General features: G+C 61.9%; 21 protein-coding genes. 5 read left to right on the top strand and 16 right to left on the bottom strand.

Annotated features, from left to right (window positions below; genetic code table 11):
* Nucleotides 1–34: 34 nt before the first annotated feature.
* Nucleotides 35–2,047 carry a DNA ligase D gene (ligD, locus tag BSF40_RS30750; RefSeq protein ID WP_095968194.1) on the top strand — a complete coding sequence of 671 codons (2,013 nt, stop codon included), beginning with the start codon at nucleotides 35–37 and terminating at the stop codon, nucleotides 2,045–2,047.
* Nucleotides 2,048–2,153: 106 nt separating this feature from the next.
* Here the strand turns inward: ligD and BSF40_RS30745 are convergent, their stop codons facing one another.
* The 8 genes from BSF40_RS30745 to potE all read right to left on the bottom strand — a co-directional run bounded on the left by BSF40_RS30745 (nucleotide 2,154) and on the right by potE (nucleotide 11,347).
* Entirely contained in the window at nucleotides 2,154–2,828 is a 675-nt protein-coding gene (locus BSF40_RS30745; protein WP_007978067.1) for a DUF3313 domain-containing protein, read from the bottom strand.
* 50 nt (nucleotides 2,829–2,878) lie between these two features.
* Nucleotides 2,879–4,147 carry an OmpP1/FadL family transporter gene (locus BSF40_RS30740; RefSeq protein WP_095968193.1) on the bottom strand — a complete coding sequence of 423 codons (1,269 nt, stop codon included), beginning with the start codon at nucleotides 4,145–4,147 and terminating at the stop codon, nucleotides 2,879–2,881.
* Between the two features lie 69 nt (nucleotides 4,148–4,216).
* A complete protein-coding gene (locus tag BSF40_RS30735; RefSeq protein ID WP_095968192.1) occupies nucleotides 4,217–5,830 on the bottom strand; it encodes an arylsulfatase in 1,614 nt (537 codons plus the stop codon).
* Nucleotides 5,831–6,045: 215 nt separating this feature from the next.
* A complete protein-coding gene (locus tag BSF40_RS30730) occupies nucleotides 6,046–6,327 on the bottom strand; it encodes a DUF3303 domain-containing protein (protein ID WP_015094582.1) in 282 nt (93 codons plus the stop codon).
* Between the two features lie 201 nt (nucleotides 6,328–6,528).
* The gene (locus BSF40_RS30725; RefSeq protein ID WP_095968191.1) at nucleotides 6,529–7,068 is read right to left on the bottom strand and encodes an HD domain-containing protein; all 540 of its coding nucleotides are present in this window, start codon (nucleotides 7,066–7,068) and stop codon (nucleotides 6,529–6,531) included.
* Nucleotides 7,068–7,469 (bottom strand): hypothetical protein, encoded by a 402-nt coding sequence (locus BSF40_RS30720; RefSeq protein ID WP_015094584.1) that lies wholly within the window; start codon nucleotides 7,467–7,469, stop codon nucleotides 7,068–7,070. The genes BSF40_RS30725 and BSF40_RS30720 overlap by 1 nt, the downstream gene beginning before the upstream one ends.
* Before the next feature lie 186 nt (nucleotides 7,470–7,655).
* Nucleotides 7,656–9,941 (bottom strand): Orn/Lys/Arg decarboxylase N-terminal domain-containing protein, encoded by a 2,286-nt coding sequence (locus tag BSF40_RS30715; protein WP_095968190.1) that lies wholly within the window; start codon nucleotides 9,939–9,941, stop codon nucleotides 7,656–7,658.
* Entirely contained in the window at nucleotides 9,938–11,347 is a 1,410-nt protein-coding gene (gene potE / locus BSF40_RS30710; RefSeq protein ID WP_095968189.1) for a putrescine-ornithine antiporter, read from the bottom strand. Before potE ends, BSF40_RS30715 begins: the two co-directional genes overlap by 4 nt.
* Nucleotides 11,348–11,530: 183 nt before the next feature.
* Here potE and BSF40_RS30705 point away from each other — a divergent pair, with 183 nt between their 5' ends.
* Both BSF40_RS30705 and BSF40_RS30700 read left to right on the top strand, forming a co-directional pair.
* A complete protein-coding gene (locus BSF40_RS30705) occupies nucleotides 11,531–11,860 on the top strand; it encodes a hypothetical protein (protein ID WP_015094587.1) in 330 nt (109 codons plus the stop codon).
* A 124-nt stretch (nucleotides 11,861–11,984) separates the two neighbouring features.
* Complete coding sequence (locus tag BSF40_RS30700) at nucleotides 11,985–12,401, top strand: organic hydroperoxide resistance protein (RefSeq protein WP_095968188.1); 417 nt, start codon at nucleotides 11,985–11,987, stop codon at nucleotides 12,399–12,401.
* A gap of 262 nt (nucleotides 12,402–12,663) precedes the next feature.
* Here the strand turns inward: BSF40_RS30700 and BSF40_RS30695 are convergent, their stop codons facing one another.
* From BSF40_RS30695 to BSF40_RS30660, 8 genes are all read right to left on the bottom strand, one after another.
* Nucleotides 12,664–13,173 carry a copper chaperone PCu(A)C gene (locus BSF40_RS30695; RefSeq protein WP_095968187.1) on the bottom strand — a complete coding sequence of 170 codons (510 nt, stop codon included), beginning with the start codon at nucleotides 13,171–13,173 and terminating at the stop codon, nucleotides 12,664–12,666.
* Between the two features lies 1 nt (nucleotide 13,174).
* Nucleotides 13,175–13,780 carry an SCO family protein gene (locus tag BSF40_RS30690; RefSeq protein ID WP_095968186.1) on the bottom strand — a complete coding sequence of 202 codons (606 nt, stop codon included), beginning with the start codon at nucleotides 13,778–13,780 and terminating at the stop codon, nucleotides 13,175–13,177.
* A 296-nt stretch (nucleotides 13,781–14,076) separates the two neighbouring features.
* On the bottom strand, nucleotides 14,077–14,961 hold the full coding sequence (locus tag BSF40_RS30685) for a ChaN family lipoprotein (protein WP_095968185.1): 885 nt from the start codon (nucleotides 14,959–14,961) through the stop codon (nucleotides 14,077–14,079).
* A 55-nt stretch (nucleotides 14,962–15,016) separates the two neighbouring features.
* On the bottom strand, nucleotides 15,017–15,784 hold the full coding sequence (locus BSF40_RS30680; protein ID WP_095968184.1) for a heme ABC transporter ATP-binding protein: 768 nt from the start codon (nucleotides 15,782–15,784) through the stop codon (nucleotides 15,017–15,019).
* The gene (locus BSF40_RS30675) at nucleotides 15,784–16,767 is read right to left on the bottom strand and encodes an iron ABC transporter permease (RefSeq protein ID WP_172435782.1); all 984 of its coding nucleotides are present in this window, start codon (nucleotides 16,765–16,767) and stop codon (nucleotides 15,784–15,786) included. Before BSF40_RS30675 ends, BSF40_RS30680 begins: the two co-directional genes overlap by 1 nt.
* A 50-nt stretch (nucleotides 16,768–16,817) precedes the next feature.
* Nucleotides 16,818–17,702: a hemin ABC transporter substrate-binding protein gene (locus BSF40_RS30670; protein ID WP_095968182.1), complete on the bottom strand. Its 885-nt coding sequence runs from the start codon at nucleotides 17,700–17,702 to the stop codon at nucleotides 16,818–16,820.
* Nucleotides 17,703–17,714: 12 nt separating this feature from the next.
* Nucleotides 17,715–18,785, bottom strand: a complete 1,071-nt coding sequence (locus tag BSF40_RS30665; protein ID WP_095968181.1) for a hemin-degrading factor — start codon at nucleotides 18,783–18,785, stop codon at nucleotides 17,715–17,717.
* A gap of 17 nt (nucleotides 18,786–18,802) precedes the next feature.
* Entirely contained in the window at nucleotides 18,803–19,591 is a 789-nt protein-coding gene (locus BSF40_RS30660) for an energy transducer TonB (protein WP_172435781.1), read from the bottom strand.
* A gap of 243 nt (nucleotides 19,592–19,834) precedes the next feature.
* Between BSF40_RS30660 and BSF40_RS30655 the strand changes: the two genes are divergently transcribed.
* The gene (locus BSF40_RS30655) at nucleotides 19,835–22,063 is read left to right on the top strand and encodes a TonB-dependent hemoglobin/transferrin/lactoferrin family receptor (protein ID WP_095968179.1); all 2,229 of its coding nucleotides are present in this window, start codon (nucleotides 19,835–19,837) and stop codon (nucleotides 22,061–22,063) included.
* Nucleotides 22,064–22,319: 256 nt separating this feature from the next.
* Nucleotides 22,320–22,691: a nuclear transport factor 2 family protein gene (locus BSF40_RS30645; protein WP_095968177.1), complete on the top strand. Its 372-nt coding sequence runs from the start codon at nucleotides 22,320–22,322 to the stop codon at nucleotides 22,689–22,691.
* The last annotated feature ends 55 nt before the right edge of the window (nucleotides 22,692–22,746 follow it).

Genomic DNA, 22,746 nt, shown 5'->3' with positions numbered 1-22,746 from the left:
TGCATCCGACGTCCTGGCGCGAAGCAGGTGAGCCATGCCCCGCAACCTCGATGACAGGCGCGATCTTTCGACGACTGGCGAGCCAGCCGCCAAGCGCTCAGACAAGGAAAAACCATCGCCACTGACCGGTGCCCGCAAAGCCAGGTTGCCGGACCTGCTCAAGCCGGAATTGGCGACGCTGGTGGACAGGGTCCCGGACGGCTCCTGGAGCTACGAAATCAAGTTCGACGGCTACCGGATCATGGCTCGCATCGACCATGGCGACGTCAGGCTGATCACCCGCAATGGCCACGACTGGACCCACAAACTGCCAGAACAGGTCCAGGCCCTGGTCGCGCTTGGCCTGGAATCGGCGTGGCTCGATGGTGAAATGGTGGTGGCCGACGACCAGGGTGTGCCGGACTTTCAGGCGCTGCAAAACGCCTTCGAGGCGCAGCGCAGCGACGGCATTTTCTACTACCTGTTCGACCTGCCGTACCTCAATGGCGTGGACTTGCGCGAAGTGCCGGTCGAAGAGCGTCGGGCTGCGCTGGCAACTGTGCTCAAGACCAATGACCAGCCGCTGCTGCGCTTCTCCGAGTCGTTTGGCGAGGAGCCGCACGCCTTGCTCGACAGCGCCTGCCGGATGCGCATGGAGGGCTTGATCGGCAAGCGTCTTGGGTCGCCCTATGTCTCCCGGCGCAGCAGCGACTGGATCAAGCTCAAATGCCAGCATCGGCAGGAGTTCGTAGTCGTCGGATTCACCGAGCCGAAAGGCTCGCGCCATGCCTTCGGCGCGCTGCTGCTGGGGCTGCATGACCGCGACAGTGGCGAGTTGCGCTATGCCGGCAAAGTCGGCACCGGGTTCAACGAGGCGACGCTGCGCAGCCTCCATGAGCAGCTCAAGCCGTTGCAGGTGAAAAAACCGCCGGTGGTCAATCCACCCGACGGTGCCGAGGCCAGGGATGTGCACTGGCTCAAACCCAAGTTGCTGGCGCAAGTGGCCTTCGCTGAAATGACCCGGGACGGCTCAGTGCGCCATGCTGTTTTCCATGGCCTGCGCAATGACAAACCGGCACACGACATCACCGAGGAGCGCGCGAACACCGTGAAAACCTCCACTGCGAAAAAAACCGCGACCACACAAAAGAAGCCCGCCCCCGCACCCTCGCAAATCGGCCTGGAAGCGGGGCAGGTGCGCATCACTCACCCGGACCGGGTGATCGACCCCGGCAGCGGCACCACCAAACTGCAACTGGCGCAGTACTACGCGAGTGTCGCCGAGTGGATCCTGCCCGAACTCAAGGATCGCCCGGTGGCGCTGGTGCGCGCACCGGACGGTATCGCCGGCGAGCTGTTTTTCCAGAAGAATGCCGAGCACCTGGCGATCCCCGGCATCGTCACGCTGGACAAGCAGCTCACCGGCCAGCCGATGATGCTGATCAACAATGCCGAGGCGCTGATTGGCGCGGTGCAGATGAGTACCGTGGAGTTGCACACCTGGAACGCCACGTCGGTCAACTTCGACAAGCCGGACCGTTTTATCCTCGACCTTGACCCGGACCCGGCGCTGCCATGGAAACGCATGATCGAGGCCACTGAGTTGACGCTGTCGGTGCTGGATGAGCTGGGGCTCAATGCCTTTCTGAAAACCAGCGGCGGCAAGGGCATCCATGTGGTGGTGCCGCTGACCCGCAAGCTCGGCTGGGATGAGGTCAAGGACTTCAGCCATGCCATTGTCAGTCACATGGCCAGGCTGCTGCCCGAGCGTTTTTCGGCAGTATCGGGACCGAAGAACCGGGTCGGGCGGATCTTCATCGATTACCTGCGCAATGGCCTGGGCGCGACCACCATCTGTGCCTACGCCGTCCGTACCCGTGAGGGCCTGCCGGTGTCGATGCCGATCTTTCGCCAAGAGGTTGCCGAACTCAAGGGCGGCAATCAGTGGAACCTGCACAACGCGCTTGAACGCCTGGCTGAAGTTGGTGATGAGCCCTGGGCGGACATGCGCAAGACCCGGCAGGCGATCACTGCCGACATGCGGCGGCGGGTGGGGATGAAGAAGTGACCTGTGCCGAAAGGCGCTGCTGAAGGCTGCGATCTTCTTAGGGTTTCAATAACCTGAAGATCAACGGATCGCAGCCTGCGGCAGCTCCTACGCGAGCAACCTGTTCTTACTTGAGGAACGCCTGGAAGTCGGTACCCAGTTTGTCGATCGCCGCCTTGAAGTCCTTGGCGGTAATCTTCTGGCTTTCATTTTCCAGGGTAGTGCCAAACACCTTGCGCACCACTTTGGCCACGGTCTGATTGCTCTTGGCGTCGATGAACTCGGCTTCGATGAACAAGGTGGTGTCCTGGTCACGGTGACCGGTGGCTGCCTGGGTTGCCCCGACGACGGCCGCGATGGGGACCACTTCATACCACTTCATGCCTTCGTTCTCGGCGTTCACCCCGGTAATCGCCGCGCGCATGATCAGGGGACGGGAACCCGCCGGAGCCGCTGAGGAGTTCGACACTACACGGTACCGCTGACCCAGCGTGGCCTTGGCCTTGTTGGTCATGTAGTTCTGAATGTCGGTCAGCGTCTGCTGGTTGACCCGCTCATCGGGTTTGGGCGCCGGGTACAGCTCCAGCTTGTTGAACACCACAGTGTCATACGCATTCGGGTTCCACGAAGGGCTGACCCAGCGCATCGCGGTGCCGCCGCTCGGCGTTTCGACTTCCTGCAGGTTGTTGTAGTTGGACAGGAAGCCTGAGTACTGTTCCTTCTCAGTCACTTTCGAGGTGCAACCGCCTAGCAACAGACTTGCCAGCGCAGCGCCGACCAGCAGTTTTCGGGACAGATTCATAGTGGTGTCTACTCCTTGGATAAAATCGTCGTTCTTTTGTTTACAAGACATCAAAATCGCCAGGTCATGTTCCCGCTCAGGGCTTGAATCCAGGCATTGTCGAATTCACCGGAAATCTGATTGCCGGATACGGACTTGGTCTGCTCAACCGGCATGTCGCCGAGCCAGACCATGGCCCAACTGACGTTGATATCGGTGTCCTTGTTCAGAGCATAGGTGGCTCCTGTGGCAATGCGCCAGGATTCGTTCATCGGCACGATCACGCTGCGGTTGCTGTCCGACACGGCACTGCTGTCGTACGCCACGCCGACGTTCCACAGCCATTGCTCGGTGGCCTGGTATTGCGCACCCAGGGACAGGTGCCAGGTGTCCTTGAAACCGGCGTCGACCGTTGTCGATTGCGCACCGAACGCGGTGGTGTCGACCTGTACGCCGATGTCACCGAATTCCGACCAGTCCTGCCAGTTGACCGAGGCCAGCAAGGCCCATTGCCGGTCCAGTTGCTGGAACAGGCTCAGGGTGACGGTTTGCGGCACCTTCATGTCGAGTTCGGTCTTGGTGTTGTTGACGCGTTCGAGCAGTCGGCCATCGCCATTCACGTCCAGCCGGTCCTCGAAGTCCAGATCGACCTGGCTGGTGTAGGTCAGGCCAATCCGTGTGCCGGCTTGCGGGGCGTAGATCACGCCCACGTTGGCGCCATAGCCCCAGGTGCCGTCCTTGTATTTGTACTGGCCGTCGGTGCGGTCGGTGAAACCGAAGGGGGAGCGGTCGATGGCTGTTTGCGCCTGCAACATGCCGTACATGGCCTTGACGCCGAGGCCGACCGACCATTGCTCGTTGAAGCGATAAGCCACGCTCGGTACCAGCGACAGGCCGAGCAGGCTGGAGTTCTGCGCGAAGTAACGACCGGACCAGTCGTTGTCGTAGTTGACCGCCAACCCGAAGTCGCCGTACTGGCCGAAACCGACGCTCCAGTGCTCGTCCAGTTCATGGCTGATGAAGAAGCTGCCGCCGGGAATGGGGTCGAGGGCGTTGCCACTGCCGCTGCCCGGGGTGTTGGTGGCGGCGTCGCGGTCGAAGCTCAAATCGCCGTACAGCACCTGCAAGCCGGCGGTGATTTGTGTGCCTGGCAGGTAGCTCATGCCCGCCGGGTTGCTGGCGATGGTCGAGGGGCCCTGGGCGCGGGCGGCGGCACCGGCGTTGGCCAGGCCAGCGTTATCGGTGCCGATTTCGTAAAGTATGATGCCGCCGGCCCAGGCTGGCTGGCAGCACAGGGCGAGTAGCGTACAGGCGGGTAGGGCCAGTGTGCTTGTGCGCATGTAACTACCTCATCAAATGTCCATTTCGAATGTGGGTGGCCTGTGCCGGCCACCTATGGTTTCGGCTGTTTACTTGGCCATGGCTGCCCGGGCCGCTTCGATTTTGGCCTTGACCGCTTCAAGATTGAAGCTCGCGCCTTTCTGCATTGGCGGAAACTCCACGGCTGTTTCGGCCAGTTTGACCACTTGTTGCTGCACAAACACATAACGCCAGAACTGGAATTTGAACCACTCGAAATACTCCAGCGAACCATTGGCTGCCATATTCTCCGGCCATCCGGCACGTTCGAACGGATCGAGGCGCAGGTTAGTCAGGATCGGCATGTCCAGCGTGACCTTGGCCCCCAGCCAGCCCCCGGGCTGATCGATGAAGCGGTACTTGAAGTCATCGATGCGGATCGCACCCAGGGTGCTCTCTCCAAAGTAGAAGATTTCATGCCGGTTCGACGGCCCCTTTCCGGTGATCATTGGTGTTTGATCATAGCCGTCCAGGTGAACTTTGTAGGTGGTATCACCCAATTGTTTGCCCTTGAGCAGTTCCGCCGTGATGTTCGGGTTGCCCGCCGCTGCGACCAGGGTCGGGAACCAGTCCATGCCGGACATGATGCCGTTGGCGACCTGGTTGGCCGGTACCTTGCCCGGCCAGCGAATGATCGCCGGCACCCGGAAGCCACCTTCCATCACCGTACCTTTGCCCATGGCGAACGGGGTGGTGCCGCCGTCCGGCCAGGTGAAGTTTTCCGCGCCATTGTCGGTGGTGAAAATGACGATGGTGTTGTCGTCCATGCCGTCTTTTTTCAGCTTCGCCATGACTTCGCCGACGATGTCATCGAGCTGCGCCATGCCGGCCTCCTGTTCCGACCAGCCATTTTGCGCATTGCGCATGGCTTCGTACTTGTCGGACAGGTGCGTGACGATGTGCATGCGGGTCGGGTTGAGCCAGACGAAGAACGGTTTGTTGTCCTGCTTGGCCTTGTCGATGAACGAGAAGGCCTTGTCGCGAATTTCGTCGTCGACGGTTTTCATCCGCTCCGGATAGAGCGTGCCGGCATCTTCGATCTTCTGCTTGCCGACCTTGCCCCAGCGCGGCATCACAGTGGTGTCATCGGTGGTGGTGGCCCAGCTGTGGACCATGTTGCGCGGGCCCACGGTGGCGAGCAGTTCTTGCGGATAGTTGGGGTGCGCCGGGTCTTCCATGGCGTCGAGGTGATAGAGGTAGCCGAAGAATTCGTCGAAGCCGTGCACGGTGGGCAGGAACTCGTTCAAGTCGCCCAAGTGATTCTTGCCGAACTGGCCGGTGGCGTAGCCCATGGCCTTGAGCGCGGTCGCGATGGTGACGGCTTCGGCGGGAATACCCACGGGCGAGCCGGCCTGGCCGACGGTGGTCATGCCGGTGCGAATCGGCAGTTCGCCGGTGATGAAGTTGGCGCGCCCGGCCGTGCAACTGGCCTCGGCGTAATAGTCGGTGAAGCGCATGCCTTCAGCGGCGAGCTGGTCGAGGTTGGGTGTTCTGCCAGCCATCATGCCCTGGTTGTAGACGCCGATATTCGACCAGCCGATATCGTCGCCCATGATCACCAGGATGTTGGGGGCTTTGTCGGCAGCCAGGGTCAGGCCGGGAATCACCATTGCAGACAGCAACAGCGGTACTGCAAACATCGAGGATAAGGTTGTCCGGTTCATGTCGAGCTCCTGCGTACTTGCGTGAGTACAGAGAGACGCGCCCCCAGACGCCATTCAAATTCGTAACCCCCCCGCGAAGAGCGTAGGTTTGAATGGCGGAATATCCAGTTTTGGATAGTCAGAAAGTGAGTGTTTCAGGCGCTTTGCACTTCAATGGCGTACCGGTAAATGTGCGGGTCGAATCGGGCGGCGAGCGATACTCGCCGCCGCCATCGTCATGACCGGGCGGCAGTGGCGACCAGCAACGGTGCCATTTGCTCATCGGTCAATGCGGCGTGCACGTCCATGCTCATCAGGTCGTTCCACTCCAGCACCCACTTTTGAATCGGCACCAAATCACTTGCCTCGGCAATGCCGAAACCGGCCGAGCTCCCTACGGCGTGCCAGCGTCCGTGCATGGTGACGCCTGCGGGCGGCGCGCCACCGGTCTTGAGGAAACGTGCGATTGCGGCATCACGGTTGTCCGGGCTGATTGTCCAACTGACGATGAATAACATCGGCTACCTCCTGTTGCGCATCGGCACCTGTTGTTGCGCGTACCTGGCTGGTGCCGGGCCGTGGCCACGCTTGGGTGTGCAGTTCCGTCCTGGCTGGCTTGCAGCGAAATCTCCCAAGGAAGGCATAGCAGTGCCCCGCGACTCGCGTACGACCGCTGATCCTGTTCCGGTTCATTTTCGAGGGGGTAACAGACGCCTGTTTCACCAGCGAAACATGGGCAGCGGCCGCAGCGGCGAGCGGAGCAATTGGCGGGCTGAAAGCTTCATCAGCATCGAGTGAAAACCGTGATCTGGAAAAGTCGACTGCACGGTTTTGATGAAGCTTCGGGACAGGCCGAAGCGGACCAGGCCCAGGGACACATCCACCAGATCGGCCCGGCGGAAGGGTTCGACGCTGTCGGCACAAGCGCCGCGATACCGACGTAGCTTGTGGTGCTCGAGTATCAACGCACTGACTTCATCTTTGAGTTGCGGGCGTTGTCGGCTGTCGAGATATTCAGTGGCCAGTGCAATGGAGGGCGGCAGGTAGTCAAGGGTGTCATCGGTCCAGATACCCAGGTCATGAAACGCCGCTGCGATCTGTACGGCATCCGGGGGCAAGCCTTCGGTACCGCTGAGGGCCGCATGAAAATTCAGCACCCGGTAAATGTGGTTGCGGTAGCCCTGCAGGTCGGCACCGATGGCCAGGGCGAACGAGGTGAGAATCTCGTCGGTGAGGGGGAATTCGAGAATGGGCTTCATCAGGCGTCACGCAACAAGTCGTTGGCATTGAGCAGCTCGTAGGCAATCTCCGGGCGCTTTTCCATGGCTCGGCGAATGGCGGCCGGGATGTTGGCGCGGGTCTTGCGGCATAGCCCTGGCAGTTCGCCGATCTGGATGCCGATGCCGCGCATGGTGCGCACCTCATTGAAGCCGGGGGCGATGTCCACGCGGATGCCCAACTGTTCGAGCATACGCCGTTGCAGGTGCTCCAGATCGCTCAGGCTCTGCAGATTTTCCAGGCGTTCGATCAGGCGTTTTTCTTCGTTGCGGGTCAAAAACAGAATGCGCAGGTCCGCCCCCGGTGTTTCCAGCAGCGGGTCACGCCCGCAGTCGCAGGCGCCGGGCGGGCAGGGTGAGCGAATTGGAGCGGTGGTGGTCATGGGGATCAATCATAGAGCGCGGTGATTGAGTTTGCCCATAGGGATTTTGGCGTGAAGACGATCTAAAAAAATGTGGGAGCGGGCTTGCTCGCGAAAGCGTCCTGTCATTCGACAATTGCGTCGACTGACACTACGCCTTCGCGAGCAAGCCCGCTCCCACAGGGGGTTGCGGTGAGCCTGCTTGACTTACTTCAGTACCAGCATCCGGTAAACGCCATCCTCAACCTCGATCCCGTGGGTGTCATGGGTGAAGCCTGGGAAGGATTTGTCGAAGGCTTCCAGTGCCTTGAGATACGCCAGCAGCGGACCGTCCGCAGGGCCTGCGTTCTCACCTGGCATGAGCAGCGGGATACCTGGCGGGTACGGCACGATACCGGTGGCGGCGAGGCGTCCGGCGGCTTGCTCGAGGGTCACCAGTTCGATGTCGTTGCGCACCAGTTTCTCGTAGGCCTCCACCGGGCTGAACTCGGCTTTTGGCAAGGTGCCGAAGGCCTGGGACATGTTGGCGGTGGTCTTGTGTTTCTTCATGGCGGCAAAGATTTCGTCGGCCAGATCCTTGAGGCCCATGCCGGCATAGCGTCGCTGGTTGGCGTTGTACAGGTCGGGCAGGCACAGCTCCAGTTCGGCGTTGTCGTCGTAGTCGCGCTTGAAGTCGAGCAAGGCGTTGAGCAGCGTGCCCCACTTGCCTTTGGTGATACCGATGGAGAACAGGAACAGGATGGTGAAATCGGTGGTTTTCTCGACCACGATACCCTGGCGGCCCAGGTACGCCGTGATCACACAGGCCGGGATACCGGAGGCGAGCAAGTTGCCGTCGTCGCCCATGCCCGGGGCCAGTACCGACACCTTGATCGGGTCGAGCATGCAGTAGCCGTCTTCGATGTCACCAAAACCGTGCCATACCGCGTTCGGGTGCAGGACCCAGCAGTTCGGGTCGGTTTTGAGCGTAACCGGGTCGACCTCATGGAAGGGCACGGTCGCGGCGCCCACCTGTACGGTCGGCGGCTGCCAGCAGGTGAAGAACCAGTCGTCCTTGCTCAGCATCTCGTTGTGCATGCGCGAGAGAACCTGGCGGAAGCTGATGGCTTCTTCGATCGACTCGCTGGTGAGGATCTGCCCGCTCGGCGCTTCCATCATGGCCGAGCTGACGTCGCAGGACGCCATGATCGCGTAGTTCGGCGAGGTCGAGGCGTGCATCATGTACGACTCGTTGAAGCGCGCATGTTCAATCGGGTTACGGCCGTCGCGCACGTGGATCATCGAGGCCTGGGACAGGGCGGCCAGCAGCTTGTGGGTCGACTGGGTGGCGAACACGGTCGGCTTGGACTTGTCGTGGTCGGCCGGATTGCCGTGCATGGCATGGCGTCCGCTGTACAGCGGGTTGAAGCGCGCATAACCGTACCAGGCTTCGTCGAAGTGCAGGCGGTCGACGCTTTCGCCCAGCAACTCTTCGACGCGGGTGACGTTGTAGGTCAGGCCGTCGTAGGTCGAGTTGGTGACGATCGCGTGCACCGGCGTCGGGTCGATGCCTTTCTTGACCAGCGGGTTGTTGGCGATGGCGGCTTTCACGCCTTCGGCGCTCAGGGTCTGCGGCAGGATCGGGCCGATGATGCCGTAGCGGTTGCGGGTCGGCACCAGGTAGGTCGGAATCGCCCCGGACAGGGTCATCGCATGCTCGGCGGACTTGTGGCAATTGCGGTCGCACAGGGCGATCTGGTTGCGCGTGACGCTGGCCATGAGAATGACGCGGTTGGACATCGACGAACCGTTGGTCACGTAGTACGTGCGGTGCGCACCGAAGACCTTGGCGGCATAACGTTCGCCCTGGCCGATGGGGCCGCTGTGATCGAGCAGGGAGCCCAGTTCGCCGACCGAGATCGACAGGTCGGAACGCAGCAGGTTTTCACCGAAGAACTCGTAGAAGGCGCGCCCGGCAGTGCTCTTGAGAAACGCGGTGCCGCCGGCATGGCCCGGGGTGTGCCAGGAATATTCATAGGTGCGGGCAAACTTCACCAGCGCGCCGAACATCGGCGGCAGGGCCGCCTGACGATAGCGTTCGATGGCGGCCAGGATGCGCCCGCTGAGGAAACCGGTGGTGTCTTCAGGCAGCCAGATGAAGTCGTCGGCGTGTTGCATGACCAGCAACGGAATGCTCGACGCGGTGGTACGGTCACTGATCAGGAACACCGGCACCCGGGTGTTGCGCTCGCGCAGTTTGACCAGCAGCTTGATGCAGTCGGCGTGGCCTTCGCTGCTGTCCATTTCCCAGCGGATGAGCACGCACTGAACGGCAGGGTCCGACCGCAGGATCGATGCGGCGTCCGAGAGGCTTTCCGAAGCCAGGACACTGACGCCACGTCCCTCTACATCGTGGACCAGATGATCCAGGGCGCGGCCAAACACCGTTCGTTTGTCCGGTGGGCTGCTGACCAGTAGCGCCAGCATGCCCAGCGAGTGTTTATAGTCCGTCATGCTTGAATCTCCAGAGTGGCTTTATTCAGATTGTTCACCGGCACGGGTTCGGCAGTGAGGTGCTGCGCGCTGACGGTTTGCGTCGGTACGCTGTTGTTGAGTGCTTCGAGGCGAATCAGGCGGTTGTTGACGAAGCCGAACAGGGTGTAGCCGAAGATCGTGGCGACGCCACCGAGCATCAGGGCCTGCTCACCGGAACTGTACAGCGCCAGGTAGCTGTAGGCCGCCGCGATCAGCGCAATGACGTTGGTGGCCAGCGCCTTGCCTTCCGGCACGTTGGAGACTTTCTGCATGGTCATCAGTGCGGCCATGGACAGGATGTACGGCACCAGGTTGGTCACTACCGCGAGGTTGACGAGGGTGTCGAACTGCTTGCTCAGGTCGGGACTGATGGTGAGCAGGGCCAGTGCGGTCTGTGCGGCGAGCAGCACCAGCATGCCGACAATCGGGGTACCTGCCTTGTTGGCCTTGGCGAAGATCGACAGGAAGTAACCGGTGTCGGCCGAGCTTTTGTACACCTGAGCGATGGTGAACTGCCAACCCAGCAAAGAGCCGATGCAGGCAAGCACCATGGCCGCCATCACGATGTCACCGATCATCGGGGTGAACATCTTGGCGAACACCAGGCCGAACGGCGCGGTGGACGCGACCAGTTCTTCGTTGCCGACGATACCGAAGATGACGTTGGTGGAGACGATGTAGATCACCGCCGCACCCAGGGTGCCGCCCAGCACGGCAATCGGTACGTTGCGCTCAGGGTTTTCCACCGCGTCGGTGTTGGCGCAAGCCGATTCCAGGCCCAGGAAGGCCCACAGGGTGATCGCCACCGAGGCGCCCGCCGCTTCGAACCAGCCCTTGTCATGAGGGTTCCAGCCAGCGGCGTAGACGCTGCTGTCGAAATAGAACCAGCCCACCGTGGACACCAGCACCACTGGTGCAATCACCCCCCAGACGGTGATCGAGCCGATCCGGCCGGTAATGCGCGCGCCGCCAAAGTTGGCGAAGGTCGTGATCCACAGCAAGGCAATGGTCGCGAGACCGACTTGCAGTGAATCCAGTTTTATTCCGAATAGCGTCTGTATATAGCCAACCGCGGTAATACTGATCGCCACGTTGGCAATCAACAGTGAGAGGCCGTAGGTGTAGTTGGTGATGTAGTTACCGGCTTTACCGAACGTGTATTCGGCATAGCCGCCCATGCCGCCGGTCTTGCGGCTGAGCATCCCGCATCGCGCAAAGGCGTAGGCCAGAGCCAGGGAGCCGGTGGCCGTCACCAGCCAGGAAAGAATCGAAATTGCACCGACTTCCGCTAGTTTCGTCGGTAATAACACAATGCCTGAGCCCAACATGTTGACGGCGGTCAACATTGTCAGTTGCCCCACACTCATTTTTTTTGCGACTGACATTCCGTTGCCTCACTTAGTTGGCGATTGAGAGTCTTAGCTATAGCAAAGGATTGAAAACTCGCAAGAAATGGCCTTGGCCATCTCGTTTTTTGCACTCATTTGCAAAAAAGGCACGATGCTGGCCCCCAAGTTTAGAAATCCCCCGCAAAATTAGTTCATTTTCAACTAGTTAGATAGGTCAAGATGCGCAAGATATGGATCGCGTTAATTCCGCTAGTTGTTGCGGGTATCAGCAATTCGACGCAAGCCAAAGAACTGGCCACCCAGGATCAATACATGTGCAGTTGGGGCGCGGGCACTGCTGCAAGGGCACAGGAACTCAAGCTTTCAGGTGTTTCTCTGTACGCCGCGCGGCAGAAAATCCAGGCCTACAAGTTCTCCAAAACATGGATGCGCATGATGGCACTCGGTATTACAGAGCAAACTTATGACAGTTCGTCGCGATTGAAACCGACGGCCGTACGGCAAAGCTTTTATGAGGACTGCGTCAGGTACAAGTTGGCGCGTAAATAAGGAAGAAGCGGGCGCCGGTCGGATCGACTGCAGCGCGGGCCGGTGACGTCTATATTGATTGACCATCCCGGCGACCGGATGGGGCGTTAAAACCGGTTTTCTACAACTCAATCAGGAGGTCAGCATGAACCAGATCGATAAAGTGTTGTACACCGCCCAGACCCACACCACCGGTGGGCGTGACGGCGCCTCCCGCAGTTCCGACGGGATCCTCGATGTGAAGCTTTCGTCGCCAGGTGCGGGCGGTGGCGGTACCAACCCCGAGCAATTGTTCGCTGCCGGGTGGTCAGCCTGCTTTATCGGCGCCATGCAAGTGGCAGCCAGGGAAATGAAAGTGGCGTTGCCCAAGGATGTGGCTGTCGATGCGGAAGTCGACCTGGGCACGAATGAAGGCGGCTACCTGCTTCAGGCTCGGCTCAATGTCAGCCTGCCGGGGCTGGACCGTGAGACCGCACAAAAAATCGTCGACACCGGGCACCAGTACTGCCCGTACTCGAAAGCCACGCGCAACAACATCAACGTCGTGCTCAAGCTCGTTTGAGTTGACGTGAAAAGCTCGCCGCCAACAATGACCTGACCCAGGGTGAGCCGAGGGCATCGAAATTGTCGGTGACGGTGGATTTCCACGGGATGTTTTTTGGGCAACTCCTGTGGGAGCGAGCTTGCTCGCGATGGCGGCGTACCATTCAACATCAATGTTGACTGACCCGCCGTAAATCGCGAGCAAGCTCGCTCCCACAGGTACTGTGTTTTACCTGACCCGCAATGTGCGATCTTTTTGACGTTGCGGCGCTACGGGAAAATCAATTCATCTTGCTGTGATCATGCGCCATGTTGCCGTGATCCATGGTGCCAATCGCCTTGGCAACGGCTTCAACCTGGATCGACTCTTTCTCGCCCTTGGCGTCTTCGACGGTGAGGGTCAGCGGCACCTTGTCGCCTTCCTTGATCTGGCCCGTCAGGTTCATGAGCATGATGTGGTAGCCATTGGGATCCAGGCTCACCGCTTTACCGGCCGGCAGTGCCACGGCGTCCACCTGCTGCATTTTCATCACGTCGTCTTTCATGCTCATTGCATGAATCTGGACCAGACCTGCCACCGGCGTTTGCACGCTCAACAGTTTGCTGTCGCTGCTCGCGGTAACGGTCATGAAGGCGCCGCTCGATGGCTGGCCGGCTACGGTGGCGCGGACCCAGGCGTCGTCGACCCGGGTTTGTGCCGACGCCTGAAAGGCCAGGCCGACCAGGGACAAGCCCAGTGCCAGTTGCTTGCAACGTTGCGCGAAACGGTTCTTAGCCTGCGGGGCATTCATATCAGCAAACCTCCATCACGGTGAGCAGGTCCTCTGCGCACTCTTTGGCCGTCAGGGACGCGGACAGCCCCAGGCGCAGATTGCCCCGGGAGTCGAAGACATAACTGGTCGCGGTATGGGAGAGGGTATAGGTATCGCCGCTCGGGACTTTTTCAAAGAACACGCCGAATTCCTTGGCGGTGGCGGCGGTTTGTTCCAGGGTGCCGTACAGCGCTTCGAAACTCGGGTCGAAGGCCTTGACGTATTTGTCGAGCAGCTCTGGCGTGTCGCGCTCCGGGTCCAGGGTGATGAAGATCACCTGCAGCCTTTCGCCATCGCGGCCCATCAGCTTTTTGGCCTGGGCGGCACGGGCCAGCGTGGTGGGGCACACGGCCGGGCACTGGGTGAAACCGAAGAACACCATCGGCATCAGGCCGCGATAGCTGCCCAGCATCCTGGTTTCGCCCTCGGCGTTCGTGAGCTTGAAGTTACGCCCCATGATCTTGTCGCTGAGGTCTTTGCCGTACTTGAACGACAGCTTGCTGCTGTCGTCGCAACCGGCGAGCAGGCCCAGGCTCAACAGGCCCATGCCTTGCAGGACAGTTCGGCGGGTATACACAGTACTCATGGAAAAAAGCATCCTGTTGAACAGGCTGAAACTGACAGCGTAGTGACTGTACAGACGAAAAAATCGGGGGGATCTTAACAAACTGTGCCGGTGGCGGCGGGGTGGATACGACCATTGGACCGGCGCAGAGGCGTGACATAGTGTCGCGCCGCAACATGTTCGGCTGAGGGCAATAGTGCTCTTGTGGCGAGGGAGCTTGCTCCCGCTGGGTTGCGTAGCGACCCCAAAAAAGAGGGCCTGCTGCGCAACCCAGCGGGAGCAAGCTCCCTCGCCACAGGCAAGCTCCCTCACCACAATTAACGACGCAGCTTCGCGCAATGATCCTGTTCCGGCTGTGCGGCCGTGTACCACACGTAATCCGCGCTCTCGGCGGTCACGGTCTTGCCCGCTTCTGCGAGGATCAGCACGGCGTTGCCTTCACCGGCACCGAGGTCTTTCAAGTGCAGCGGCACCCCCAGATCCTTGCGCACGTGAAAGGCCCCGGCCAGCAGCAACGCCGGCGTCGGCGCGGCCATCAGGCGCTCGGCCATGCGCCGGTCGCGTTGTTGCTGCACGGCGAGCATGGCCGGCATTTGTGATTCGGGCAGCAGACCGCAATGGGATTGGCGGATGTCGTCGAGCAAGGTCGCCTGCACCTGTCGGGTGGTGGACGCTTCGCCATTCAACTCAGGGCGCTGTCGGTAGATCTGCATGATCTGCGCGCGGTCCAGATTCGCCGCCAGCAGCGGATAGGGTTGGCGCAGCGCGTAGGTGACGAGGGCACCGTAGACACTCCAGTCCCAATTGGCCTGCCAGGCCAGCGCCTTGAACGCATCGGCCGGTGGCTGGCCGGCGCGGGTCGCGGCTTGCGCGGCATCGACTTTGGCCTGTTGATCGGGGTTGAGCATCTCCATCAGCAGACTGCCCTGGGCACGCTGTGCCGCCAGCTCGCGCAGCAACCACAATTGCAGGGCGTGGTGGTCCGGGTTGTCGTGCTGTTCGCCGACCAGAACCCGCGGCGCAACGGCCAGGCGTTCGACCAGTTCCTGCGGGGTCAGCGTGCGACCGCTGGCCAGTTCGCGGATGACGCCGAGATCGGCATGATCGCGCCCTTGCGGGGCAATCGGCGCCGGGGGCGGCGTTACAGAGTGGGTTTGGCAGGCAGCCAACAGGCTGAATGCACACAGCAACAGAAAGCGCATCGGTTTTCCTTGAATAGACAGAAGCCCCCTCGATCAATGAAGGAGGGGGGCGGTATCAGCGCGCGATGATCAACGGGTGGCCGCGTTCCGGGTGTTGGTGAATCAGCACCTCCAGGCCATACACCGCCGCCAGCGCCTCGGCGGTCAGCACCTGTGCCGGTGGACCGTAGGCGTGGGGCAGGCCCTGTTGCAACAACAGCAGTTGATCGCAGTAGCGTGCAGCCAGATTGAGGTCGTGCAGAATCACCAGCACCGCTGCACCGCGCTCGGCGAAGTCGCGCACGGCTTGCAAGATGGTGTGCTGGTGCAGCGGATCGAGCATCGACGTCGGTTCATCGAGCAGCAGGGTTTGCCCTTCGGCCCCCGGCCAGAGTTGAGCGAGCACCCGCGCCAGATGCACGCGCTGGCGCTCACCGCCGGACAGCGCCAGATAACTGCGCCCGGCAAGATGAAGCGCATCGGCCGCTGAAAGCGCCTGGGCGACGATTTCGGCATCGCGCACGCGGCCGCTGGCGTGAGGCAAGCGGCCCATGCCCACGACTTCATTGACCGAAAACGCAAAGTTCAGGCTCGAACTCTGCGGCAGTACGGCCAGGCGCCTGGCCCGTTCCTGGCCCGGCCAGTCGGCGAGTGGACGCTCGTCGAGGCTGACCCTGCCTTCGCGGGTTGGCAGTTCGCCGCACAAGGCGGCGAGCAGGGTGCTTTTGCCGGCGCCGTTCGGTCCCAGCACGCCGAGCACTTCGCCGGGGCGCAATTGGATATCGATGTTCGCCAGTACCGTGCGGTTGCCACGACGTACCAGCAAGTTGTTTGCCCGCAGCATCAGGAACGCCCTCGTACCAGCAGATAGAGAAAGAACGGCGCGCCGATCAGTGCGGTCACGATGCCGATCGGCAATTCGGCCGGCGCCAACAGCAGGCGCGCGGCCAGGTCGGCCAGCAACAGCAGGCTCGCACCGGCCAGTAACGACGCGGGCAGCAACACCCGGTGATCCGGGCCGACCAGCAGGCGCATCAGGTGCGGCACCACCAGGCCGATGAAACCGATCAGGCCGGCCGCCGCGACGGCCGCGCCGACGCCGAGCGCCGTGCACAACACCAGCTCAAGCTTGATGCGCTCGATGTCGAAGCCCAGGTGACGGGCCTCCGACTCGCCCAGCAGCATGGCATTGAGTGCCGCCGCGCGACGTGGCAACCACAGCGCCACGCCCAGGGTGACGATCAGCAACGGCCACAGGCGCGGATAGCTGGCGCCGTTGAGGCTGCCCAGGTTCCAGAACGTCAGGGTGCGCAGGGTCGCGTCATCGGCCAGGTAGGTGAACAGACCCACGCCGGCACCGGCCATGGCCGTCATCGCCACACCCGCCAACAGCATGGTGGCAACGTCGGTTTGCCCGTTGCGGCGGCCGAAGCGATACACCACCGCCGTGACGATCAAGCCACCGGCGAAGGCGCTGACCGACAGCAGGTAAGGCTCTACCGCTGGCGGCACGCCACCCAGCAGGCTGCCGCCGACGATGGCGAGGGCGGCACCCAGCGCGGCACCGCCGGAGACGCCGACCAGGCCCGGGTCCGCCAAGGGGTTGCGGAACAACCCCTGCATCGCCACGCCGGACAACGCCAGTACCGAGCCCACGGCGATGCCGAGCAGGCTGCGCGGCAGACGGATCTGACCAAGGATCAGCTCCGCCTGCTGCGTGTCACCCCCGTCAAGCGACAACCCCAGCAGGCGCATCCCGGCCAGCAAGGTATCGCCCAGCGGCAGGCTCACCGGCCCGAGGGCCAGGGACAGCCAGAACACCAGCACCAGTAACAGCAGCAAACAGATCAAGGTCGGACGCGGCCGGAAAATGGCCGTCATGGGTGGGGCCCGGCAGTCTGCGCCTTGACATCCGGATAGAACGCCGTGGACAGACGCGTCAAGGCGTCCGGCACTCGCGGGCCAAGGCCACCGACCAGCAGCGTCGGGTCGATCACCAGCACCCGGCCGTCACGTCCGGCCTGGGTTTGCGCCAGGATCGGGTTCTGTTCCAGCAGGGCTTTACGGGCCGCATCGCCTTGCAGTTTTCCACCGGCGAAGATGATTACCTGCGGGTCCAGGCTCAGCATGGCTTCGCTGGAGACCGGTTTGTAGCCGTTGTGCTCACCCAGGCTTTTGCCGCCGGCCTGCTGGATCATCCAGGCCGCCAGGGTGTCCTTGCCCGCCACTTGCAGGTTGCCGCCGGAGTGGCTGAGCAGCATCAGCACCCGGGGCGCCGGTTGCTGTTGCTGCGCCAGCCTGACCCGATCGGCCTGGGTGTGCAGACGCTCGAGGTAGCCCGCCATCAGCGCCTGGGCCTCGGTTTCCTTGCCCAGCAGCTGGCCGAGTTCGGTGAGGTTGTGTTGCAGGGCCGGCACGTCGGCCTTGACCGACAGCAATTCAATGCGCACGCCGGCGGCCTTGAGTTGCTCCAGCACCGGTGGCGGGCCCATTTCGTTGCTGCCCACCAGAATGTCCGGCTTCAGGGCCAGGATGCCTTCGGCCGCCAGCGCACGCTGGTAGCCGACGCCCGGCAGGCGATGCAGCGATTGTGGGTACTGGCTGGTGCTGTCGACACCCACCAGCTTGCTTTCGCCACCCAGGGCGACCACCCATTCGCTGAATGCGCCGCCGGCGCTGACCCAGCGCTGGGGCAGGGCGTCGGCGACGGCCATTTGGCTGACGAGCACGCCGGCACAGGCCAGCAGTGTTTTGATACGCATCGGGACTCTTCCTTAGCCGATCAGAGGGGTGGCGGTTTCAGCCAGGGCACGCCAGTCGTCACGCTCAGGAATGCCCGGCTTGCGCACACCGAACAACTGGATCACCAGTTCGCCTTCGGCATCGAAACCTTCGTAGCTGGTGATGATGCCATCGACGCTCGGCTTGCGCACACGCCACAACTCGGTCACGCCGGTCGTCTTCAGGTGCAGGTTGAACATCGGGTCGAGCACGTTGAACCAGGTGTCCATCCAGCGCAGGTTGCTGACCGGCCCTGAGTGAATCTGGATGCAGTGCTTGTTGCCGACGAACACCATGATTGGCACTTCGCGCTTGCCGGCTTCTTCGATGACCCGGGTCAGCTCGACGGTGGCCAAGGGTTCGGCCCACTCGTGACCGGCCAGGCGCAGGGCCTGGGTGCGTGCCACGTCGTTGCGCTTGAGCAGCATGAAGAAGTCGTGGGTGTCCTTGAGCTGCGACCATTCGCTGCGCAGGGTATCTACATCGACTTCGCTGTCGACGCGTGGTGCCTTGGCTTGCGGCAGCGGTTGCAGGTCCAGTTCGGCCGTCTGTTGTTCGGCACGGAAACGCTCGACCAGCGGTGCCCAGGCAGCATCGAAGCTGGTGGCGGTCAGGTAGACCTTGTGCACGGCCAGGCCCTGGCGGTCGAACACCTGGACGCTGCGCTGCGGGCCGCGCGGGGTGCTTTCATCGACGGCGAAGACGCTGGCCCAGCCGCTGAGGAACAGGCGCAGGTCGATGTCCGGCGACAGCACCATGCCCATCTGGCCGCTGCCCATCACGGTCACTTCGCTGTACACGCCTTTGCGTTCGTGCACGCAATGCTCGTTGCGGGTCAGGGCCATGATGGTGCCCAGTTCACCCAGTGCCGGCAGCAGTTCCTTCCATTCCGGGCGCAGGCGCACGGTATCGGTGCCCAGGCGGCTGGCGGTCAGCTCAGCTTCGCTGACACCCAGTTTGGCCGCGGCATCGCGGGCGCGCAGGCCGGGTTGTTCGGCGCGCAGTTGTTGCCAGGTCTGGTACAGGGCCGGGGCGACTGGCAGGGCGCAAGTATTGGCGGTCATGTGATGCTCCTTCAGGATCAACGGTTCGCCGTGAGGGCGAATTCTATTGGTATCTCTACACGGCTGGGCACAGCCCGGCCGTCGACAATTTCGGGGCGGAAACGCCAGGTGGTCACTGCTTCGAGAGCGGCCTGGTCAAGGCTCTCCACCCCCGAGGAACGCACCAGCGTCAGCTTGAGTTGCTGGCCGCGCTCATCGAGGCGCACCTCGATCCGCACCACACCCTGCTGGTTGCGACGGCGGGCAGTGTTGGGGTAGCGAGGCGCCGGGGGAGGGGTGACGAAGGACGGGCGCAGGCTGACCACCGGGGTGAGCATGGGCGCCGGAGCGGCAGCGACGGGGAGGGTCGGGTTGGCGTTCTGTGCGGGCGCGGCGGCGGGCGTCGCTGCCGGTGTCGGTCGAGTCGGGGTCTGCGCCATGGTGGCCGCAAGCTCCACGGGTTCGGCACGACGGGGTTCCGGTTTGGTTTCGCCACGAGGTTTGGCAACCGGTTGCGGCTTGCCTGGCGCCTTGACCATGGACGGCTGGGTGCTGACCGGCAGCGGCTTGACCGGTGTCGGTGCGGTCTCGGCTTTCGTCGTTTCAGGTTGCTTAGCAGGTGCAGGTGCAGGCATCGGGGCAGGCGCGCGCTTGGTCTGCGGCGGGGCAGGGGCGGGCACGGCAATCGGTGCCAGCGTCACCAATTGAATCGCCATCGGCGGCTGAAAGGCCAGCGGTTCAGGCGCAGCCTGAATCTCGCGGACGAGCCATCCGGCGCTCAGATGCAGCGCAATCGATAACCCCAGACAACCCCAGAAGTGCTTCATGCACGCTTGTTCCAGTTTTAAGCTGAATGCATATGGTAATAATTTGCATTTACAAGTCAAGCTGGTTATCTTCGCCGCCGCTGCCGACAAGCGTTTTTGTATACATCCCTTCGACAGAAAGGGGCCAAACGCTTGGTTCATACAAAACAAAACACACGCCGGACAGTGTCCGTCGCCCATGCAGACCCCCTTCAACACCCTGCATGCAAGTGACCACTGTCAGATCCCAGGAGTAAAAGTTAGATGTCGATCCGTCCGCCATTCGCCATGCGTCCCTGGCTCTGCTTGCTGTTGCTCTCGCCTTCGCTGGCCTTTGCCACCGAACCCGTTACCCAGTTCGATACCGTCAGCGTGACCGCCACTCGCACCGAGCAGACCCTGCTGCAAGTGCCGAGTACCGTGTCGGTGCACAGCGAGCGTGAAATCGATCAGCAGAACGACAAGGACCTCAAGGATGTGGTGCGTTACGAGCCGGGTGTTTCGGTCAGCGGCACCGGCAGCCGTTTCGGCCTGTCCGGGGCGAACATCCGCGGTATCGACGGCAATCGGGTACTGACCCAGGTCGACGGCGTGCGCGTCCCGCAAAGCAACGCTTTCAGCCCGTTCCAGGACGTGCGCAGCAACTACGTCGACCTCGACACCATCAAGCAGGTGGAAATCATCCGCGGCCCGGCGTCCTCGTTGTACGGCAGCGACGCCATCGGCGGTGCGGTCAGCTACCTGACCAAGGATGCCGGCGAGTACCTCGAAGACGGCGACGACACCTACGCGCGCTTCAAGACCGGCTACGACGGCAGCGATGACAGCTGGCAGCGCAGCGCCACGTTCGCCGGGCGTACCGGTACCGTCGACGGGCTGCTGCACCTGGGTCGCCGCGACGGTCAGTCCACCGACACCGCAGGCAACGTCGGTGGCGTAGGCGCATCGCGCACCGAAGCCAACCCGCTGAACTACACCACCGAAAACGTGCTGGCCAAACTGGGCTGGGACTATGGCGAGGGCGACCGCCTGCAGTTCACTTACGAGCGCTACCAGGATGACGCCAACAGCAACCTGCTGAGCGACATCGTCACCCGCGCCACCCTGACCAGCCCGGCGATTCTCGGCTCCACGGCCGATGACAGCATCGACCGCACCCGCTACAGCCTGGCCCATACCCTGAGCCTGGACAGCGCAATGGCCGACAAGCTGCAATGGCAGTTGAACTATCAGGAAAGCAGCAACGACCAGGACACTTATCAGCAGCGCCAGACCACCTCGCGGGTCAACCGCGTGCGCACCCGCCAGTCGACTTACGACGAGCGCCTGTGGAGCCTGAACACCCAGCTCGACAAGGCATTCGCGATTGCCGACACCCGGCATCACCTGATCTACGGTGCCGAAGTCAAACGCATCGAGTCGAGCAACAAGCGTACGGGTCAAGAAGTGCGCCTGGACACCGGCGCCATTGTGCCGGCCACGGAGAACTTCCCGGTCAGCGACTTCCCGGATCCGACCAGCGAATCCCTGGGCCTGTTCGTCCAGGACAGTATCGAGGTCGGCCGCTGGACCCTGTTGCCAGGCCTGCGCTACGACTACTACCGTCAGACACCGCACGTCACCCGGGAATACCTCAACGGTTTGCCCTTGGACACCGATCCCTCGCGCCTCTCCGACGATCATATTTCGCCGAAGTTCGGTGTGACCTATCAGCTGACCGAACACGAAAGCGTCTACGGCCAGTACGCTGCCGGCTTCCGCGCGCCGAGCCCGGTCAACATGTACGGTGAGTTCAGCAACCCGCAATTTGGCTACAGGCAAATCGGCAACCCGAACCTCAAGCCCGAAACCAGCAACAGCTTCGAGACCGGCCTGCGCGGTCGCTACGACCTGGGCAGCTTCGGCATCGCGCTGTTCTACAACAAGTACAAGGACTTCATCGAAACGGTCAGCTTCACCGATCCGACCAGCGACATCCCGCTGACCTTCCAGTCGCAAAACGTGAGCAAGGTCACTATCCGTGGTGCCGAAGCCAAGGGTGACATCAAGCTGGACGCCTTCATGCCGGCAGGTACCCGTGCCCTGGGTTCGATTGCCTATGCACGCGGCAAGAATGAGGAAACCGGCGAGGCGCTCAACAGCGTCGACCCGCTCAAGGCGGTCATGGGCCTGGCCTACGATGCACCGAGCGGTGTGTATGGGGGCCAGGTCATGTGGACCCTGGTTCAGTCCAAGGACCGCGTCGACCACAGCGGCGATGCCGACTTGCTGATCAACCGCCAGTTCGAAACCCCGGGCTACGGCACCCTCGACCTGACGGCCTGGTGGCAGGTGACGCAGGAAGTGTCGATCAACGGCGGCCTGTTCAACGTCACCGACAAGAAGTACTGGAACTGGGGCGACGTGCAGGGCCGCGACGAAAACGCAGCGGGTCTTGATCGTATGACTCAGCCTGGGCGTTATGCGGCGGTCAACCTGATCTGGGAGATCTGATCGGTGTGACCTGGTGTTAATCCTGCAGAAATACATGACTTGTGGCGAGGGAGCTTGCTCCCGCTGGACTGCGCAGCAGTCCCTTTAATGGGGCCGCTGCGCGACCCAGCGGGAGCAAGCTCCCTCGCCACTGTTTTTTGCGCTGTGGGCTCAGCGCCTCCGGTCGTAAAACCGCGCAACTGCACGAGGGCTGCCTAGACTTTCTGCTTGATCAGCCTTGGGGGGACTGTCGGACAAGACAACCAGAGGTTCAACCATGAGCACTCAATCGCTAGATACCGAACAGATCCACCTGGTGGTGCGTCATTATGTGGAGGGCATGGTCTTCGCCAATGAAGCGCTGTTGCGCAAGGCTTTTCATCCAGACTGTCGCATCATCGGTCACTTCCAGAAGGTGCTTGAATGGGCTTCCCTGGATGAGTTTGTCATCGCCATCAAGGCCGAAATCCCGGCGCCTGCCGGTACGCAGCCGTTTTGGCAGGTGATCAATCTCGATGTCACCGGCGATGCCGCGGCGGTCAAGGTCATCGATGATTTCGCCGGGATACGGTTTACCGATTACCTGTCGTTGCTGAAGGTGGACGGGCGCTGGGTGATCATCAACAAGCTTTATTACTATCAGGAGTAGTGCATCGCTGCGGCGCATTCGACGCTAAGGCGCCTGCGTCTATCTTCATGAAATA

Source organism: Pseudomonas sp. ACN5, assembly GCF_002303975.1.
In the GTDB taxonomy this organism is placed as follows: Bacteria; Pseudomonadota; Gammaproteobacteria; order Pseudomonadales; family Pseudomonadaceae; genus Aquipseudomonas; species Aquipseudomonas laurylsulfatiphila.
Note: the sequence above shows the minus strand (reverse complement) of the source record. Positions and strands in the feature narration are given on the sequence as shown.

What these genes read in the sequence shown, in the direction of transcription:
- ligD (WP_095968194.1), top strand. Translation starts at nt 35, where the DNA reads ATGCCCCGCAACCTCGATGACAGGCGCGATCTTTCGACGACTGGCGAG.
- BSF40_RS30745 (WP_007978067.1), bottom strand. Translation starts at nt 2,828, where the DNA reads ATGAATCTGTCCCGAAAACTGCTGGTCGGCGCTGCGCTGGCAAGTCTG.
- BSF40_RS30740 (WP_095968193.1), bottom strand. Translation starts at nt 4,147, where the DNA reads ATGCGCACAAGCACACTGGCCCTACCCGCCTGTACGCTACTCGCCCTG.
- BSF40_RS30735 (WP_095968192.1), bottom strand. Translation starts at nt 5,830, where the DNA reads ATGAACCGGACAACCTTATCCTCGATGTTTGCAGTACCGCTGTTGCTG.
- BSF40_RS30730 (WP_015094582.1), bottom strand. Translation starts at nt 6,327, where the DNA reads ATGTTATTCATCGTCAGTTGGACAATCAGCCCGGACAACCGTGATGCC.
- BSF40_RS30725 (WP_095968191.1), bottom strand. Translation starts at nt 7,068, where the DNA reads ATGAAGCCCATTCTCGAATTCCCCCTCACCGACGAGATTCTCACCTCG.
- BSF40_RS30720 (WP_015094584.1), bottom strand. Translation starts at nt 7,469, where the DNA reads ATGACCACCACCGCTCCAATTCGCTCACCCTGCCCGCCCGGCGCCTGC.
- BSF40_RS30715 (WP_095968190.1), bottom strand. Translation starts at nt 9,941, where the DNA reads ATGACGGACTATAAACACTCGCTGGGCATGCTGGCGCTACTGGTCAGC.
- potE (WP_095968189.1), bottom strand. Translation starts at nt 11,347, where the DNA reads ATGTCAGTCGCAAAAAAAATGAGTGTGGGGCAACTGACAATGTTGACC.
- BSF40_RS30705 (WP_015094587.1), top strand. Translation starts at nt 11,531, where the DNA reads ATGCGCAAGATATGGATCGCGTTAATTCCGCTAGTTGTTGCGGGTATC.
- BSF40_RS30700 (WP_095968188.1), top strand. Translation starts at nt 11,985, where the DNA reads ATGAACCAGATCGATAAAGTGTTGTACACCGCCCAGACCCACACCACC.
- BSF40_RS30695 (WP_095968187.1), bottom strand. Translation starts at nt 13,173, where the DNA reads ATGAATGCCCCGCAGGCTAAGAACCGTTTCGCGCAACGTTGCAAGCAA.
- BSF40_RS30690 (WP_095968186.1), bottom strand. Translation starts at nt 13,780, where the DNA reads ATGAGTACTGTGTATACCCGCCGAACTGTCCTGCAAGGCATGGGCCTG.
- BSF40_RS30685 (WP_095968185.1), bottom strand. Translation starts at nt 14,961, where the DNA reads ATGCGCTTTCTGTTGCTGTGTGCATTCAGCCTGTTGGCTGCCTGCCAA.
- BSF40_RS30680 (WP_095968184.1), bottom strand. Translation starts at nt 15,784, where the DNA reads ATGCTGCGGGCAAACAACTTGCTGGTACGTCGTGGCAACCGCACGGTA.
- BSF40_RS30670 (WP_095968182.1), bottom strand. Translation starts at nt 17,702, where the DNA reads ATGCGTATCAAAACACTGCTGGCCTGTGCCGGCGTGCTCGTCAGCCAA.
- BSF40_RS30665 (WP_095968181.1), bottom strand. Translation starts at nt 18,785, where the DNA reads ATGACCGCCAATACTTGCGCCCTGCCAGTCGCCCCGGCCCTGTACCAG.
- BSF40_RS30660 (WP_172435781.1), bottom strand. Translation starts at nt 19,591, where the DNA reads ATGAAGCACTTCTGGGGTTGTCTGGGGTTATCGATTGCGCTGCATCTG.
- BSF40_RS30655 (WP_095968179.1), top strand. Translation starts at nt 19,835, where the DNA reads ATGTCGATCCGTCCGCCATTCGCCATGCGTCCCTGGCTCTGCTTGCTG.
- BSF40_RS30645 (WP_095968177.1), top strand. Translation starts at nt 22,320, where the DNA reads ATGAGCACTCAATCGCTAGATACCGAACAGATCCACCTGGTGGTGCGT.